This window comes from Limnohabitans sp. TS-CS-82 (assembly GCF_002943475.1).
On the sequence record NZ_PTQX01000013.1, the window covers coordinates 94,963 to 111,634 of the forward strand.

The following is a 16,672-nucleotide window of genomic DNA, read 5'->3' on the forward strand; positions in this document are numbered from 1 at the left end:
CGTTTGAGTCCTCTAAACAAAGGCAACTTATTTGCCTGCGGTGAAGGCCTAGAATTAGCCTCCACCTCCCAAGGACACCATGGTTCCTCACCTCATCACCGCCCTCAACGGCCCCATCAACGAACTTGAACAACGCATCCTCGATTCCATGCCCGCCATCGAGCGCTGGTTTCGTTTGGAATGGATGGAGCACACGCCTCCGTTCTATACCTCGGTTGATATTCGCAACGCAGGTTTCAAGCTTGCACCGGTAGACACCAACCTCTACCCAGGCGGCTGGAACAACCTCACGCCTGAGATGCTGCCCCTCGCGGTGCAAGCCGCCATGGCTGCGATTGAAAAAATCTGCCCCGAGGCTCGCAACCTGTTGTTGATTCCAGAGAACCACACACGCAACACCTTTTACTTGTCGAACGTGGCGCAGCTGCAGCGCATCTTCCACATGGCAGGGTTGAATGTGCGCGTGGGATCGATCAATCCCGAGATCAAAGAGAACACCACCATTAATTTGCCCAATGGCGACAGCGTCACGTTGGAGCCAGTGATTCGTGGCAAGCACCGCTTGGGGCTCAAAGATTTCGACCCTTGCACCATCTTGCTCAACAACGATTTGAGCGCTGGCATTCCCGGCATCTTGGAAGACTTGCACGAGCAACATCTACTGCCACCATTGCATGCGGGTTGGAGCGTGCGCCGAAAGAGCAAACACTTTGAGTGCTACGAAGAAGTGGCCAAGCGTTTTGGCAAGCTGCTGGGCATTGACCCATGGTTGATTAACCCCATGTTCAACCAGTGCGGCGAAGTGAACTTTGCCGAAGGCACAGGCATGGAGTGCTTGCAAACCAATGTGGACGCCTTGCTCACCAAGATCAAGCGCAAATACAAAGAGTACGGCATCAACGAAAAACCATTCGTCATCGTCAAAGCCGACAACGGCACTTACGGCATGGGCATCATGACCGTGCGCGATGTCAAAGACCTCGATGCACTCAACCGCAAAACACGCAACAAAATGAGCGTGGTCAAAGACGGTCAAGAGGTGAGCCAAGTCATCATCCAAGAAGGCGTGCTCACGCACGAGCGCTTGAACGATGCGGTGGCTGAACCTGTGGTCTACATGATGGACCGCTATGTGGTGGGCGGCTTCTACCGCGTGCATGCTGACCGTGGCGTGGACGAAAACTTGAACGCACCCGGTGCGAGCTTTGTACCGCTGGCTTTCGAGCAAAGCGCGCACACACCGCAGCCTGGCATGAAGCCCGGTGCGAGCACCCCCAACCGCTTTTACATGTATGGCGTCATTGGTCGTTTGGCCATGTTGGCTGCGAGCTATGAGCTCGAAGCCACCGATCCCGAAGCAGAAATTTACGACTGAGGTTAGTCATGGATCAACACGGTAAATCGTCGCTCGCGGCGCTCACCTTGGGCGCGATTGGCGTCGTTTATGGCGACATTGGCACCAGCGTGCTGTATGCGATGAAAGAAGTGTTTGGTTCTGGGCACGTGGAGTTCACGCCCGACAACATCTACGGCATTTTGTCTATCTTCTTTTGGACGCTGACTGTCATCGTGTCTATCAAGTATGTGGCCTTGGTGCTGCGTGCGGACAACCACGGTGAAGGTGGTTTGGTGGCCATGCTGGCCTTGGCTTCAATGGCCGTGAAAGACCGACCCGTGTTGCGTCAGCGCATGTTGATCGTGGGTATCTTCGGCACCTGTTTGTTTTATGGTGACGGTGTGATCACGCCCGCCATTTCGGTGCTGTCCGCGGTCGAAGGTTTGGAGGTGGTGTCACCCGCTTTTAAGAAGTATGTGATTCCAATCACGATCATCATTTTGTTTGGCCTCTTCGCCGTGCAAAAGCGAGGCACCAGTGGCATCGGTAAATTCTTCGGCCCGATCACAGTCGTGTGGTTTGCCGCTATTTCTGCTTTGGGGGTGTATCACATCGCCTCGCATCCAGAAATTTTGTGGGCGATCAGCCCACACTACGCTGTGATGTTCATGGTCAACGAGCCCAGCATCACTTTCCTGATTTTGGGTGCGGTGGTGTTGTGTGTGACGGGTGGCGAGGCTTTGTATGCCGACATGGGGCATTTTGGAAAGAAGCCCATTCGCATCGCCTGGTTCTTCGTCGTGATGCCGGCGTTAACGCTGAACTATTTTGGCCAAGGTGCTTTGTTGTTGAGCGATCCTACGGCGGTGGCCAACCCCTTCTTCAATATGGCACCTGATTGGTTGCTCGTGCCTCTGGTCGGGTTGGCGACGGCGGCGACGGTGATTGCTTCACAGGCTTTGATTTCTGGCGCGTTCAGTGTGACCAAACAAGTGGTGCAAATGGGATTTTTGCCACGCTTGCAAGTCCTCCACACCAGCGTCAAAGACACGGGGCAAATTTATATCCCGTTCGTGAACTGGGGCTTATTTGCTGTCATCGTGTTGGCAGTGATGATGTTCAAGTCGTCCAGCAATTTGGCAGCGGCCTACGGCATTGCGGTGTGTACAGACATGCTCATCACCACTGTGTTGACCTTCTTTGTGATTCACTACGGTTGGAAATACCCCTTCTGGTGGTGTTTAGCTGCCACAGGCTTTTTCTTTGTGGTGGATTTGGCTTTTTGGGCATCTAACTTGTTGAAGTTATTTGACGGCGGTTGGTTCCCCTTGTTGATCGCATCCGTCATCATGATGCTCATGCTCACATGGCGTGACGGCCGCGGCATTCTTTACGAGAAACGCAAAGAAGATGCATTGGATTTGACGAGCTTCTTAGAGGCCGTGTTTTTGTCACCTCCCACACGCGTGGAGGGCACGGCGGTGTTCTTGACCTCAGGCAAAGGCGCGGTGCCTAACGCCATGCTGCATAACTTGAAGCACAACAAAGTGCTGCACAAACAAAACTTGTTTGTGAACGTGCAAAACCATGAAGTGCCTTGGATTGAAGAAAAAGAGCGCCTTGAAATTACAGCGATTGGCAACGAATGTTGGCAGGTGGTGATTCACTATGGCTTCAAAGATGATCCTGATGTGCCAGGCGCTTTGAGTCATCTCAACGGCATGGGCTGTGAAGTCAGCCCCATGACCACCAGCTACTTCTTGTCGCGTGACAGCATCGTGCCCACCGTGGGCAGCGGCATGTCGGCTTGGCGTGAAAAACTGTTTGCACAAATGCACCTCAATGCCAGCTCCGCTGCCGACTTCTTGAACTTGCCTAGCAACTCCGTGGTGGAGCTGGGCAGCAAAATCGAAATCTAAAACCCATGCACATCCTTTTCGTCGCAGACCCGTTGTCGTCCTTCAAAATTTACAAGGACACCACGTTTGCGATGATGCGTGAGGCGCAGCTTCGCGGCCACCAAGTGCTGGCCTGCGAGCCGCAAGACATCGTGTGGCAAAGCGGCCAGCAAGTGTCGGCACGCGTGCAGCTGGTGCGTTTGACGAGCAATGCTGATGATTGGTTTGAAGTGCAAAGCGTGGACGAGCATTACGCACTCAAAAGTGCCGACGCCATCGTCATGCGAAAAGACCCGCCTTTTGACAGCGAATACTTTTACGCCACGCACTTGCTAGAGCAAGCCGAGCGCGAAGGTGCCAAGGTGTTCAACAAGCCTGCGGCTTTGCGCGACCATCCAGAAAAGTTGGCCATTCTGGAGTTCGAGCAGTTCATCAGCCCCACGCTGGTGACACGCAGTGCCGATGCCATTCGTGCTTTTCATGCAGAACATCGCGACATCATTCTCAAGCCACTCGATGGCATGGGTGGCATGGGTATTTTCCGTGTGAAGGACGATGGCTTGAACCTAGGTGCCATCACCGAAACTCTCAACCGTGACGGTGCACAGACCGTCATGGTGCAAAAATTCATTTCCGCTATCGATAAAGGCGACAAGCGCGTGCTTGTCATCGGCGGCAAGGTTGTGCCCTATTGTTTGGCCCGTATCCCGCAAGGCGGCGAAGTGCGTGGCAACTTGGCTGCAGGTGGCAAAGGCGTGGCACAAGCCATCTCAGCACGCGACCAAGAAATCGCTGAAGCCCTTGGCCCCATCCTTGCCAAACGTGGCTTGTTGCTAGTGGGTTTGGATGTGATTGGTGACTGTCTCACCGAAGTCAACGTGACCAGCCCTACGTGCTTTCAAGAGATCTTTGACCAAACGGGTTTTGATGTCGCTGCGATGTTCATCGACGCGCTTGAGGCCGCAGCAAAAAAGTAAGCCAGTTGCACAGCAGTCAGCTTCGTACCTGCCCATCCACAAACACCTTCAACTCCCCCGGTGCAAACGGTGTCCAAACCTCGTTAGTTGTCAAAGGCGCAGTGACAACGACAGCCACACGGTCATCCGCAGACGCGTGCTCCGCAAAATTGATGCTCATGTCTTGGTCGCTCAAGGTGGCTGTTGCAAATGGGTGCTTGCGCTCGATGTAGCAAAGATTGGTGGAGGCATGTGCCCACAGTGCTTGGCCGTTTGATAACAAAAAATTGAACGTGCCGTGCTTCGCAATTTGCGGCACCAGCTCTTTCAAGGTCAGTGTGAGTTCGTCAATCGACGGCACATTCGCGTGTGATTTGGCCATCTCTTGCATCAACCAGCAAAACGCGCGTTCGCTGTCGGTGTGCCCCACAGGTTTGAAGCTGCCGTGCAAACGCGGTGCGTAGTTTTCTAAATTGCCGTTGTGCGCAAACACCCAATAGCGCCCCCATAGTTCACGCACAAAGGGGTGGCAGTTCTCCAGCGACACCACACCTTGTGTGGCCTTGCGGATGTGCGAAATGACATTGCGGCTTTTGATGGGGTACTTGCGAATCAGCTCAGCTACGGGTGAGGTGCTGGCGGGCAGGTGATCGATGAAGTGGCGTAAACCGCGGTCTTGTTCTGAGCCTTCAAAAAAAGCGATGCCCCAGCCATCGGCATGGTGGTCAGTCACACCTGCGCGTTGGGCAAAGCCGCTGAAACTAAACGTCGCATCGGTGGGGTTTTTGCAGTTGAGTCCGAGCAGTTGGCACATGGCGTTTCAATTCAAAATCAATGGGTGTCTTGGTTGGGTTGGCGAATGCGCCACGCCGCTAAGAGTGCCAACATGCAAACCAAGGCGAGCATCAAAAACACTTCGTCAAAAGCCGCCAAGCGCATGGCCGATGTCTTGGCGTTGGTGAGCGAATCACCGTGCACAGCCAATCGCCACTCCAACAAAATACCGCACAAGCTCACGCCGGCAGCGCCGCCCAACATGCGTAAAAAATTGATGACGCTGGCACCTTGAGGAATCAAGCTGCCGTCCATGCCACGCATGGCGCCGATGTTGAGCGATGGCAAGATAAAGCCCAAGCCCACGCGACCCAAAATCGCGAACACCACCAGCACCCACAAACCAGTTTGCAAATTCACGGTCAGCATCAGTGCGAATGAAAGTGCCAACAACACCAAACCAAAACTCACCATCAAGTGCGTGGGGTGCGTGCTGGAGTAGCGACCCACAACGGCAATCGTGAGGGCCAACAACAAACCCGAAGGCAGCAGCAAGGTGCCCACATAGCTAGGCGATAAACCCAAACCCAGCTGCAAATACAAAGGCAGCAAATAGGTGGAGCCAAACATTGCAATGCCGTAGATGAAGGCCACGGTGGTGCCCATGGCAAATGGGCGATGCGCAAACAATGCCAAGTTCATCAGCGGCTTGCCATCGTTTTGAGTTTGCACACGTTGCCACACCACAAAACCCACGGTGCACAACGCCGCAGCACCCATCAAGCTGAGAGCGGCCGTCACATTGCCGCTGTGCAACATCACCAAGCCATTGAGCAAGCACAAGGTGCCCACTGTGGCGAGTGCGAGGCCGCCTAAATCGAGCGAGGGTTTGCCGTGGTTGGCGCTCACGCCGCCAGGTGCCGTGGTGGGGACATAGCGCATGGCCATCCACATCGAAATTGTGCAAAACGGCACCACCATGAAGAACAGCGCGCGCCAGCTCATCCAGTCCACCAACAAGCCGCCGATGCTGGGGCCGAGCGCCGGTGCCAGCACCACGCCCATGCCAAAGAAGCTGTTGGCACGGCCTTGTTCAGACGTGTCAAACGCCCGCAAGATGATGATCGCGGGAATGGGTTGCACCACGCCAGCCGCCAAGCCTTCAATCACACGCGCGGCCAGCACCCAGTTGTAGTCCGTCGAGAGTCCGCCTGCAATGCCAGCGATGAGCAGCACCCACATGCAACCCATGTAGGTGGTGCGGTAGCCAAATCGCGCCAACAGCCAAGGCGTGGTGAGCATGGACACGGTCATCGCCACCATGAAGCTCGAGCTCACCCATTGCGCCGATTCTTGGCCAATACCGAACTGCATGCTCATGTCGGGAATGCCGACGTTCATGATGGTGGACGACATGATGGCGGCCATCGAGCCAATCATCACCGTGGTCAGCATCAGCCAGCGGTGGCGTGTGCCGTAGCGGCTTTGCAAATCGGCCAGTGAGCCGCGTTCAGCCATGTGCGTCTTTCGTGGCGCAGGCTTGGCAAATACAAGCCTTGCGTTGGGATGCAACGGGGACCTTTGCCAGCAACTCGGGCGGAAAAGACACGTTGACACACCAGCACTTAGCCACGGGTTGCCCGCTGGTTTTGGCGACTTCCATCGCACATTGGTTTGGCTTGCCGCACAAGGGACAAGCGCAAGCGTCAATGGGGGCGGGCATTTGGCTGGGCATGACCTAAAGTGTAGCGAAGCGAACAAGGCACAATCGCAAAAAATCTTATGTACGAATTTCCGCCCACGCCAGAAGCCGCCCAGTTGCGGCTTGACCACGTCAGCCCCAAAGACTATGCGCACACACGCAACGCCTTGGATGGTGCAGTCACGCATTTGTCGCCGTACCTCACGCATGGATTTTTAAGCGTGCCCGATGTGGCCAGCGCCATGTACCACCAGTACCGCGTGGGCGTGCAACACAAGCTGATTTACGAGCTGGGTTGGCGCGAGTACTTTCAACACGTGCACCACCATTTGGGCGATGGCATTGCGCAGTCGTTGCGTGAAGGCGTATTGCCTGAAGCTGAGTACAGCACCGAGTTGCCCGAAGACGTGCGCCACGCGTGCACCCGTGTGCCCGTCATCGACAACGCGATTCGCATGCTCTACACCACGGGCTATTTGCACAACCATGCACGCTTGTGGGTGGCCAGCTACATCGTGCACTTGCGCAAGGTGCATTGGCGTGTCGCAGCAGATTGGATGTACAGCCATTTGCTGGACGGTGACTTGGCCAGCAACTACCTCAGCTGGCAATGGGTGGCGGCAACCGGCAGCAGCAAACCTTATTTGTTCAACGCCGATACCGTTGAAAAATTTGCACCTGAAATTTGGCACAGCCGTGGCACATCGATTGATGTGAGCTACGAGTTGATGGACATCTTGGCCAACAGCGCTGCTACGGTGGCGCAAGTTCGTAAAAACGAATTGGCCTGGGATGAGCCCCAGGTGTTCGCCGAGCCGCCTGCAGAACTCGGCTTTACACAAGCTGTGGCCAGCGATGTGGCGGGTAAACATGTGTGGCTGGTGCATCTTTGGGCGCTGGCCGATGTGCCAAAAGATTTACCGGCGGACGTGGTGTGCGTGGCCGTGGCATTTGCAGAGCACACGCAAGCGCATCCGTGGAATGCCTTGCGCTGGAACTTTGTGGGTGAACGCATGGCGGCACTCACGCCGCACCGTTGGTTTGCGTCGGCGGAGGAAGTGTTGCAAGCCTTGGCCCATGCGCAAAGTGTGCAAACCGTGGCGCATTTGTGTTTGCCAGACCTTGCTGAGAGCAAGGTGCAAATGCGGCCAGCGCCGCGTTTGTTTCGTCAACTCGACAAACCCATGGACTCGTTCAGCAAATGGTGGGTGCAGGTGAACAAAAACGTGCGCCATTTGCAGCAACTGGTGTACCCGCTGCCGACGCGAACACCAGCGCCTTAAACCTGCATTGAAGCGGCTTACTCGCCAGGCGCGGGCGTGACCTTGGTGATGAAGTATTCCGTCTCGCCAAAGCAGCCGGGTAGGCCTTTGTGTTGTTCGTATTCCACCACTACTTTTTGACCAATCTGTTTGTTGATCTGGTCAGCCACTGCATCGTCACGGACGGTGAATGCAAATTTTTCTGGAATAGCGGGCAATGTTGCCAAAGCGCGAATTTGCTCGCCTTCCCATGTCTTGCAGACCCAACCTTTGTAGGAAAGCTTTTGCACAAAGCCCACGCTCTCACCTTTGGAGTAGGTGAAGTGGTAAGCGAATACCAAATACAAGCCCAGACCGATGACGACAGTCAACACCAAGCCAATGACGGTGCGCAGCGCAAAGCGAATTAGCGTGCTGATGAAGTTGTTGGTCATGTGTGGGCTTTCAAAATAAGTTCAATGTGCTGAATCATAGTGGTCCTAACAAACAAAAGCGGCTTCCGAAGAAGCCGCTTTGTTGTGAGACGTTATCAGCTGTGCTGGTTTTGATTAAACCGTTCCTGCTTTCACCTTCAAGCGCCATGCGTGCAGCAATGGCTCGGTGTAGCCGCTAGGCTGCTCTTTGCCTTTGAACACCAAGTCGAGGGCAGCTTGGTAAGCGGGCGCTTTGGCAAAGCGGCCAGCCATTTTTTGGTAAGCCTTGTCGCCTGCGTTTTGCTTGTCCACCACCGAAGCCATACGCTTGAAGGTGTCTTTCACTTCAGCCGGTGTCACCACACCGTGGTGCAACCAGTTGGCGATGTGTTGGCTAGAAATACGCAGCGTGGCGCGGTCTTCCATCAGGCCGACGTTGTGGATGTCTGGGACTTTGGAGCAGCCCACGCCTTGGTCCACCCAGCGCACCACGTAGCCCAAGATGCCTTGCACGTTGTTGTCCAACTCTTGTTGCTTCTCAGCAGGCTTCCAGTTGGGGTTGGCTGTCACAGGCACTTGCAGCAAGTCGTTCAAGAGGCTGTCACGCACCTTGTTGTAGTTGACCTTTTCCAACTCTTTTTGCACGTCCACCACTTTGACTTGGTGGTAGTGCATGGCGTGCAACACAGCAGCAGTTGGGCTTGGCACCCATGCGGTGTTGGCGCCTGCTTTGGGGTGACCAATTTTTTGTTTCAGCATCTCTGCCATCAGGTCGGGCATGGCCCACATGCCTTTGCCGATTTGCGCTTTGCCGCGCAAGCCGCATGACAAACCAGCCAACACGTTGTTCTTTTCGTAGGCTTGAATCCATGCGCTGGTTTTCATATCGCCTTTGCGCAACATGGGGCCGGCTTGCATGGCGGTGTGCATCTCGTCGCCAGTACGGTCCAAGAAGCCGGTGTTGATGAACGCCACGCGGCTGGCCGCTGCGGCGATACAGGCTTTCAAGTTCACGCTGGTGCGACGCTCTTCGTCCATGATGCCCAGCTTGACGGTGCTGTCAGCCAAGCCCAAAACCTTCTCGACGCGGCCAAACAATTCGCAAGCAAACGCCACTTCGGTGGGGCCGTGCATTTTGGGTTTGACGATGTACACAGAGCCTGTGCGCGAGTTGCGAATGCCTTTTTTGCCGTGGCCTTGCAGGTCGTGCAAAGCGATGGTGGTGGTGACCACAGCGTCCAAGATGCCCTCTGGGATTTCGTGCATCGCGCCGTCTTTGCCTTTGTAAAGAATGGCGGGGTTGGTCATCAAGTGGCCCACGTTACGGAGGAACAGCAATGAACGGCCGTGCAATTTGACGGGCTGGCCGTCTTTGCCTTTGTATTCGCGGTCTGCATTCAAACCACGTGTGAAGGTCTTGCCGCCTTTTTCAACAGTCTCAGTCAACGTGCCTTTGACGATGCCCAACCAGTTGCTGTAGGCCACCACTTTGTCGTCGGCATCCACCACGGCCACGGAGTCTTCCAAGTCGAGGATGGTGGACAAAGCCGCTTCCACAATCAGGTCGCTCACGCCCGCTGGGTCAGTTGCGCCGATGGCGGTGTTGCGGTTGATTTGCAAGTCGAGGTGCAAACCGTTGTGCACGAACAGCACAGACGATGGCTCAGACATCTTGCCTTGGAAGCCCACGAATTGCGCGGCCTTGGCCAGCTTGGTGGTCTTGCCACCTTTGAGCGTGACAACCAATTCACCGTTCACCACGGCGTAGCCGGTGGAGTCGATGTGCGAGCCGCTCTTCAATGGCACGGTGCGGTCGAGCACAAAGCGTGCGTATTGAATAACCTTTGCGCCGCGCTTGGGGTTGTATGCGCCGGCTTTTTCGCAGCCGTGTGTTTCTGGCAAAGCGTCCGTGCCGTACAAAGCGTCATACAAAGAGCCCCAACGTGCATTAGCGGCGTTCAAGGCGTAACGTGCGTTGAGCACGGGCACCACCAGTTGTGGGCCAGCTTGCAAGGCCAATTCAGCATCGACGTTTTTGGTGGTGGCTTTGACCTTCTCGGGTTGAGGCACGAGGTAGCCAATTTTTTCCAAGAACTTGCGATAGGCCTTCATGTTTTTGATGGGGCCAGGGTTGGCGCTATGCCATGCGTCCATCTCGGTTTGCAGGCGGTCACGTTCGGCCAACAGGGCGACATTCTTAGGCGCCAAGTCTTTCACGATGGCGTCGAAACCTTTCCAGAATTTATCGCTGCTCACGCCGGTGTCGGGCAACACTTTGGTCTCGATGAATTTGTGCAGGTTGGTGGCAACTTGCAAGCTGTGCACAGCAGTGCGTTTGGTGGTGTCTTGGCTCATGGTGAAGTCTCTCTGGATAAATCAAAAACGGGAATCAGGGCGAATCTTATTGGATTGCGTTGGGTCGATTGCATCGCCAGCTTTTGGGCTGTCGTGACAAATAGGGTGGTAATCGTGTGGGCGGACGCGCTTTACTGGTTAGGCACCAGCAAGTGGCCATGACGCAAGCCGCGCCACGTGCCTAGGGTCAACCCCAAAATTAATAAGGACGTGACAGCCAACAACAAAGTGGCGGGCAACTCTAACCATGCGCCACCTGGCTCTTGCGACATGCGCAAGCTGAGTGTGGTGAAGGCTGCCATCGGAAAGCTCATGGCCCAATGTGGCAAACCAAAAGGCTGTTCAAGAATGGTGTGAATTTGCGTGAGCGATAGGGCTAAGAAAAACAGACCAATGCCCCATGAGCCCCACGCCAAGCTCAGCGGTGCATCAAATTGCAAGAAACACAAACCGATGATCGATGGTGCCACCATGGTGATGAAGATGCTGGGGCTCAGGCGCGCAGCCAGTGGGCCGGCTTGCACCATGCGAATGAGGAGCATGGTTTGCAGCACCGGCCATAACAACAGACCAATGCCAAACTGAGCAGTGGCCCAAGACTCAAGACCGATGGTCACGCCCGCGAGCGGTGCCAACACGTTGCCAATGACGGGAATGAAAAACACGGGCGTGAAAGCCGCCCATTGCAAACCACCGTTGTCAGGCGTGTTGAGCCAACGCGCCATCACCCACACAGACGCTGCCAGCTCTAACACTGAGCCCAACACCCACGCAAATGTGAGCAGCGTATCCAGTGTGCGTGAGGTGTTCCAAAACAAAGACACGCCAATGCCAGCCAACAGCATGATGGACAACGGCAGGGTGGCCATGAAGGCGTGACGCACGGGGTGGCGCATGTCAGCAGCCACGGCGTTGGGGTGAAACGTCAAACGCACCACGCATGAAATGCACAGCAAGACGAAGACAAATAGAGCGAAGAGAGAGCCCACCAACCCTAAGCCCAGAGCCGTGTCGCCAAACACATCGGTGGCACGCAGCCAAGCGAGTGACAAACCACACCAACCCATGACCATGGCAAACCATGCGGGGGCGAGGTGCTCTAACAGCGCAATCGCGCGGGTGATTCGGCTGGGGCGATGCGTAGGCGCTTGGGTATTCATGCGGTGGATTTTAGGTTGTAGCTTCAAAACCGTCGGCGTGGATAATTGGTGCATGGACAAACTCAAAGCCTTTGAGTCTTTTGTGTCGGTAGCCTTGAAGGGCAGCTTGACCGCTGCGGCCAAAGCCGAGGGCGTGGCACCCGCCATCATGGGGCGTCGCTTGGATAGCTTAGAAGCGCACTTGGGCGTCAAGCTCTTGGTGCGCACCACGCGACGCATCACGCTCACACACGAAGGCACGGCATTCCTCGAAGACTGTCAACGCTTGCTGGCCGATGTGGCCAATGCCGAAGCGAGCGTCAGTGCGGGCGGCCTCAAAGCCAGCGGGCACTTGCGCATCACGGCGCCCGCGGGGTTTGGTCGTCGCCATGTCGCGCCTTTGGTGCCCAAGTTTCACAGCATGCATCCCGATGTGACGGTGTCACTCAACCTGAGCGACCGCGTGGTCGATTTGGCTGCCGAAGGTTTTGATTGCGCGGTGCGCGTGGGCGATTTGCCCGACTCGTCGTTGGTGAGTGTGCGCATGGCCGACAACCGCCGCTTGTGCGTGGCCACGCCTGAATTCTTGAAACGCTACGGCGCACCCAAAGTGCCAAGTGATTTGATGCGTTTCAAATGCTTGACGCTTTCCAGCGATGCTTCGCAAACACGCGGCTGGGCATTTCGCGTGCCCGTCAATGGCAAAGGCCATGAAGGCCAAACACATGAGGTGATTCACCTGCGCCCCAGTGGCCCGATGGATTGCTCAGACGGTCAAGTTCTGCACGACTGGTGTTTGGCAGGCCACGGCATTGCATGGCGCAGCACGTGGGAAGTGGAAACAGAAATCAACAGCGGGCAATTGGTGCCGGTGCTGGAAGAATTCGCCGCACCTCCCAATGGCATTTATGCGGTGTTCTCGCAACGCAAGCACTTGCCACTGCGCTTGCGCTTGTGGATTGACTTTCTCAAAGACCACTACGGTCATGCCAACTACTGGAGTGCTGCTGCATGACGCAACATCAAATCAAAGAAGTCGTCCTGTGCGCCGATGACTACGCGCTGAATGCGCCAGTGTCGCAAGGCATCGTTGCTTTGGCGGTGCTCGGTCGCTTGAGTGCCACCAGCGTGATGAGCCTCTCACCCCGTTGGGCGGAAGACGTGGTGGCCTTGCGTGATGTGCGCGAGCGTTTGGATGTGGGTGTCCATTTGGATTGGACCAGCAGTTTTGCGGTGGACGCTGGGCATGGCAGTGGCTTGGGCACGGTCATGGCGCGTGCGGCGCTGCGCTTGTATAGCCCCAAATTGATTGAAGATGAAATTGAGCGTCAGCTCGATGCGTTCGAGGTGCATTGGCAAGCGGAGCCAGACCACATCGATGGCCATCAGCATGTGCAACAGTTTGCTGTGTTTCGACATGCCTTGGCAGAGGTGCTCATGCGCCGATATGGCAATTCAGCGAAGCGTCCGTGGTTGCGTGTGTCGCAAGTGGCGCAGCCTGGCCTCAAAGCCAAGGTGATTTCAGCCATGGGCGCGCATGGCTTGCAGCAGTGGGCGACGCAGCAGAACTGGCCCACGGTTGGCCCGTTGTTGGGCGCGTATGGTTTTGACGGCAGCATGGACGACTACGCGCGTCACATGCAAAGCTGGTTGGTCAACTTGCCCCAAGACAAACCTGCCGTCATCATGTGCCACCCTGCAGTGTCTGCACAAGCGGATGACGCGATTGGTAACGCGCGCAAACGCGAATTTGCTTACCTTGCTGGCCACGATTTTGTGCAGCACATGTTTGATGCGGGCGTGCGCTTGGTGCGCGGCAGCGGTAAATCCATAGAAGCTTGATCACCCAATGACCTCATCATTTTTTGCATCTCCCCGCTGGCGTACTTGGGGTTGGGTGTTGCTGCCCTTGTTCTTGCTGGTGTTGGCTGCGCTTCGTCCGTTGGCCTTGCCCGATGAGGGGCGCTACGCCGAAGTCGGGCGCTGGATGGCGATGAGTGGTGACTGGCTCACGCCAAGACTAGACGGCATTCCGTTCTTTCACAAACCGCCGCTGCTGTATTGGCTGGAAGCCGCTGTGATGAGCGTGCTGGGCGCTACGCCTTGGGCTGCGCGCTTGGTGGTGGCTGTGCATGCGTGTTTGATGTTGGGGCTGATGTGGGTGTGTACGCGCCACATCGCTGGTGCCAAGGTGGCACAACGTGCTGCATGGATGTTTGGCAGCAGCTTGGCGTTTCTCGTGGGTGGCCAATACGTGAACCACGACATGATGGTGGCGACGTGGATGGGTGTGGCTATTTGGTGTTTCGCGCGCGCCTTCATGCACGACGCCGGCGTGCACGCCGGCTGGGCTCGCTGGGGGTTTGTGGCGTGTGCACTGGGCGTCTTGAGCAAAGGACTGATTGGTTTGCTGCTGCCCGGTTTGGTGCTCTTTGTTTGGATTGCTTACACCTGGCAATGGCGAAAAATTTTGGTCTTGCCTTGGGTGAGTGGCTTGTTGTTGTTTGCCATCATTGCGTTGCCATGGTTTGTGTTGGCAGCACGCGAACACCCAGACATGTTGGCCTACATGTTTGGCAAGCATCAGTTTGGTCGTTACACCGCCACCACGTTCAACAACGGCCGGCCTTGGTGGTTTTATGGCTTGGCCATCACGGTGTTGATGTTCCCTTGGGTGTTTGTGGTGGCTGCAGACGGGGTGCAACGATTGCGCTCTGCGGTCATGCGAATGTCACGTTCAGATGCACATGATGTGGGCGCAGCTCATGTGGATGCACGTTGGGTGGCGCTGTGTTGGATTTGGATCGTTGCCATTCTTGGTTTCTTCTCCATTCCCAATTCCAAATTGATTGGTTATGCCTTGCCTGTCATGCCTGCGCTTGCCGTGCTGGCCGCGTTGTGGTGGCAGCAACATGTGGCACCACGCAGCTGGGGGCGATTTGTGTTTGGTGCCTTGGTGGTTGTGAATTTGGGCTTGGCCATCGTGGCGCAGGCGAGCGCCAGCCGCTACACCGAGCAACGCAGCACACGCGATGTGGCTGAGGTGTTGGCATGTGCCGCGCAGTCGACGGATGTGGTGGCCGCAGTCGATGATTACCCATACGACTTACCTTTCTACGCGCAGCTCACCCGCCCCTTAGAAGTCATTCAAGACTGGGACACCTTGCGCCAAACGGCAGGTGACAACTGGCGGCGTGAATTGTTTGAAGGGGCTGACTTTGATGCCAGCGCTGCGCGTAGCTTGGTGCCCATGGCGCGCTTGCAAACGTTGAAACAAGAGCCGCATGCATGGGTGGTTGCGCCCAATGCGTCAGCCGTTCTCAATGCGCAATCGCATGAAGGCTTCACCCTTGTTGCGACAGGCCAAGCGTGGAGTTTGTTCCGATCAGGCCTTGCGTCTGAAAGCCCAGAATCGACTGAGCAAAAAGGTTTGCGCGGATGCAAACACCAAGGCAAACAATAAAGCCAACCAATCGGGCAAATCCACCCCGCGCAGCAGCGCGATGAACATCAGCTCGTTGGCGGCAAAGCCGGCCAACGCTGTGGCTGCAAAGCGTCGAAAGCTTTGCCACAGATCGGTGTCTGCATCGCTGAAGCTCAAAAAGCGGTGGCCAGCAAAGCTCACCACAAATGCCACGCAAAATCCTGCGGCATTGGCCACTTCAGGCCAGAGGTAGGGCGATGCCAGTATGAACACAGCCATGTGTACGGCGGCGGCTGAGCCACCCACCACCAAAAACCAAAACCCAGTACGCATAGATTTAGACGGGGTGTGGTGGATCGTTGTCGATCACCGCAGGCGCTACGGGCTTCACAGGCGCGATGCCTAGGCCCGAGCCCCAGCGTTGGCTGACCAAATACATGGGGCGCTGTTTCACTTCCTCGTAGATGCGGCCCACATATTCGGCGAGAACGCCAATCGACAGCAATTGAATGCCGCTGAAAAACATCATGCCCACCACCAATGTGGCGTAGCCTGGCACATCAATCCCCCACCAGAAATACTCGGCCACCACCCAGGCGCCGTAGCCCATGGCCAACATGGCCAACATCAAGCCTGTGATGGTCAGGGCGCGCAGAGGCGCAATCGAGAACGCCAACACCCCGGTCAGCGCCAGCGCAAATGAGCCGCGCAAACCAAAGCTGCTCTCGCCAGCGGCGCGGGGCAAAGGTTCGTAATCAATGGCGGTGCTGGCAAAACCCACCCACGCGTACAAGCCCTTCATGAAACGGTTGCGCTCGGGCAGCTGCTTCAAGGCTTCGACCACGCGGCGGTCCATGAGGCGGAAGTCACCCGCGTGGGCTGGGATCTTCACGCGGTTGCCCGCGTTGATGAGTTTGTAAAACATGCCCGTCAGGCCTGCATGCAAAGCTGACTGGTCGTCGCGCGTGCGGCGAATCGCGTACACCACGTCCGAACCTTCGCGCCAACGCTGAACCATCTCGGCCACCAGCGACACAGGGTGCTGGCCGTCAGAGTCCATCAGCACCACCACTTCGCCACGCGCGGCATCAATGCCTGCCGTCAGTGCTGCTTCTTTGCCAAAGTTGCGCGACAGGTTGATGCCCACCACTTCGCGGTGCGCTGCACACAAGGTTTGTATCACCTGTGCTGTGTCATCACGGCTGCCGTCGTTGATCAACACGATCTCGACCTGAGAACCCAGTGCTTGCAAAGCTTGCAGCACTTGAGGCACCAGCGTGCCTAAGTTTTTGCCCTCGTTGTAAGCGGGCATGACGCACGACAAAGTGGGGGTGTATTGGAAACGGTCGATGGGGGTGAGGGTATGGGCGTCGCGCATAGGTAGATCATGCCAAAAAAAACACCCAATCCCCT

General features: G+C 56.2%; 15 protein-coding genes. 7 read left to right on the forward strand and 8 right to left on the reverse strand.

Translation table 11 applies throughout. The annotated features are described in order from the left end of the window. Positions 1-79: 79 nt before the first annotated feature. Genes gshA through gshB form a run of 3 tightly spaced genes read left to right on the forward strand, consistent with a single transcriptional unit; the run spans position 80 to position 4,211 of the window. On the forward strand, positions 80-1,375 hold the full coding sequence (gene gshA, locus C5F52_RS21865; protein WP_104800475.1) for a glutamate--cysteine ligase: 1,296 nt from the start codon (positions 80-82) through the stop codon (positions 1,373-1,375). A gap of 8 nt (positions 1,376-1,383) precedes the next feature. After that, on the forward strand, positions 1,384-3,255 hold the full coding sequence (locus C5F52_RS21870; protein WP_104800476.1) for a potassium transporter Kup: 1,872 nt from the start codon (positions 1,384-1,386) through the stop codon (positions 3,253-3,255). Between the two features lie 5 nt (positions 3,256-3,260). Beyond that, positions 3,261-4,211, forward strand: coding sequence for a glutathione synthase (gene gshB / locus C5F52_RS21875; protein WP_104800477.1), 951 nt, complete (start codon positions 3,261-3,263; stop codon positions 4,209-4,211). A 16-nt stretch (positions 4,212-4,227) separates the two neighbouring features. Here the strand turns inward: gshB and C5F52_RS21880 are convergent, their stop codons facing one another. The 3 genes from C5F52_RS21880 to C5F52_RS21890 are packed head-to-tail and all read right to left on the reverse strand — an operon-like array spanning position 4,228 to position 6,699. Further along, positions 4,228-5,004 carry a class II glutamine amidotransferase gene (locus C5F52_RS21880; protein WP_104800478.1) on the reverse strand — a complete coding sequence of 259 codons (777 nt, stop codon included), beginning with the start codon at positions 5,002-5,004 and terminating at the stop codon, positions 4,228-4,230. 17 nt (positions 5,005-5,021) lie between these two features. Next, positions 5,022-6,482 (reverse strand): MFS transporter, encoded by a 1,461-nt coding sequence (locus tag C5F52_RS21885; protein WP_104800479.1) that lies wholly within the window; start codon positions 6,480-6,482, stop codon positions 5,022-5,024. Next, a complete protein-coding gene (locus C5F52_RS21890) occupies positions 6,475-6,699 on the reverse strand; it encodes a cysteine-rich CWC family protein (protein WP_104800480.1) in 225 nt (74 codons plus the stop codon). The genes C5F52_RS21885 and C5F52_RS21890 overlap by 8 nt, the downstream gene beginning before the upstream one ends. A 47-nt stretch (positions 6,700-6,746) precedes the next feature. Between C5F52_RS21890 and C5F52_RS21895 the strand changes: the two genes are divergently transcribed. Continuing rightward, positions 6,747-7,949: an FAD-binding domain-containing protein gene (locus tag C5F52_RS21895; protein WP_104800481.1), complete on the forward strand. Its 1,203-nt coding sequence runs from the start codon at positions 6,747-6,749 to the stop codon at positions 7,947-7,949. A gap of 17 nt (positions 7,950-7,966) precedes the next feature. Here the strand turns inward: C5F52_RS21895 and C5F52_RS21900 are convergent, their stop codons facing one another. From C5F52_RS21900 to C5F52_RS21910, 3 genes are all read right to left on the reverse strand, one after another. Further along, positions 7,967-8,362 carry a hypothetical protein gene (locus tag C5F52_RS21900; protein WP_104800482.1) on the reverse strand — a complete coding sequence of 132 codons (396 nt, stop codon included), beginning with the start codon at positions 8,360-8,362 and terminating at the stop codon, positions 7,967-7,969. A gap of 114 nt (positions 8,363-8,476) precedes the next feature. Beyond that, complete coding sequence (locus C5F52_RS21905) at positions 8,477-10,696, reverse strand: malate synthase G (RefSeq protein ID WP_104800483.1); 2,220 nt, start codon at positions 10,694-10,696, stop codon at positions 8,477-8,479. 131 nt (positions 10,697-10,827) lie between these two features. Further along, the gene (locus C5F52_RS21910) at positions 10,828-11,856 is read right to left on the reverse strand and encodes an SLAC1 anion channel family protein (protein WP_161499749.1); all 1,029 of its coding nucleotides are present in this window, start codon (positions 11,854-11,856) and stop codon (positions 10,828-10,830) included. Between the two features lie 52 nt (positions 11,857-11,908). Here C5F52_RS21910 and C5F52_RS21915 point away from each other — a divergent pair, with 52 nt between their 5' ends. Genes C5F52_RS21915 through C5F52_RS21925 form a run of 3 tightly spaced genes read left to right on the forward strand, consistent with a single transcriptional unit; the run spans position 11,909 to position 15,298 of the window. Next, positions 11,909-12,850, forward strand: a complete 942-nt coding sequence (locus tag C5F52_RS21915) for a LysR family transcriptional regulator (protein ID WP_104800485.1) — start codon at positions 11,909-11,911, stop codon at positions 12,848-12,850. After that, positions 12,847-13,677, forward strand: coding sequence for a ChbG/HpnK family deacetylase (locus C5F52_RS21920; RefSeq protein WP_104800486.1), 831 nt, complete (start codon positions 12,847-12,849; stop codon positions 13,675-13,677). Before C5F52_RS21915 ends, C5F52_RS21920 begins: the two co-directional genes overlap by 4 nt. A 7-nt stretch (positions 13,678-13,684) precedes the next feature. Next, positions 13,685-15,298 (forward strand): glycosyltransferase family 39 protein, encoded by a 1,614-nt coding sequence (locus tag C5F52_RS21925; protein WP_104800487.1) that lies wholly within the window; start codon positions 13,685-13,687, stop codon positions 15,296-15,298. Here the strand turns inward: C5F52_RS21925 and C5F52_RS21930 are convergent. Together C5F52_RS21930 and C5F52_RS21935 are read right to left on the reverse strand one after the other, a co-directional pair. Then, positions 15,221-15,592 carry a GtrA family protein gene (locus C5F52_RS21930; RefSeq protein WP_104800488.1) on the reverse strand — a complete coding sequence of 124 codons (372 nt, stop codon included), beginning with the start codon at positions 15,590-15,592 and terminating at the stop codon, positions 15,221-15,223. The genes C5F52_RS21925 and C5F52_RS21930 overlap by 78 nt on opposite strands. A gap of 4 nt (positions 15,593-15,596) precedes the next feature. After that, a complete protein-coding gene (locus tag C5F52_RS21935) occupies positions 15,597-16,637 on the reverse strand; it encodes a glycosyltransferase family 2 protein (protein ID WP_104800489.1) in 1,041 nt (346 codons plus the stop codon). Positions 16,638-16,672: the final 35 nt, after the last annotated feature.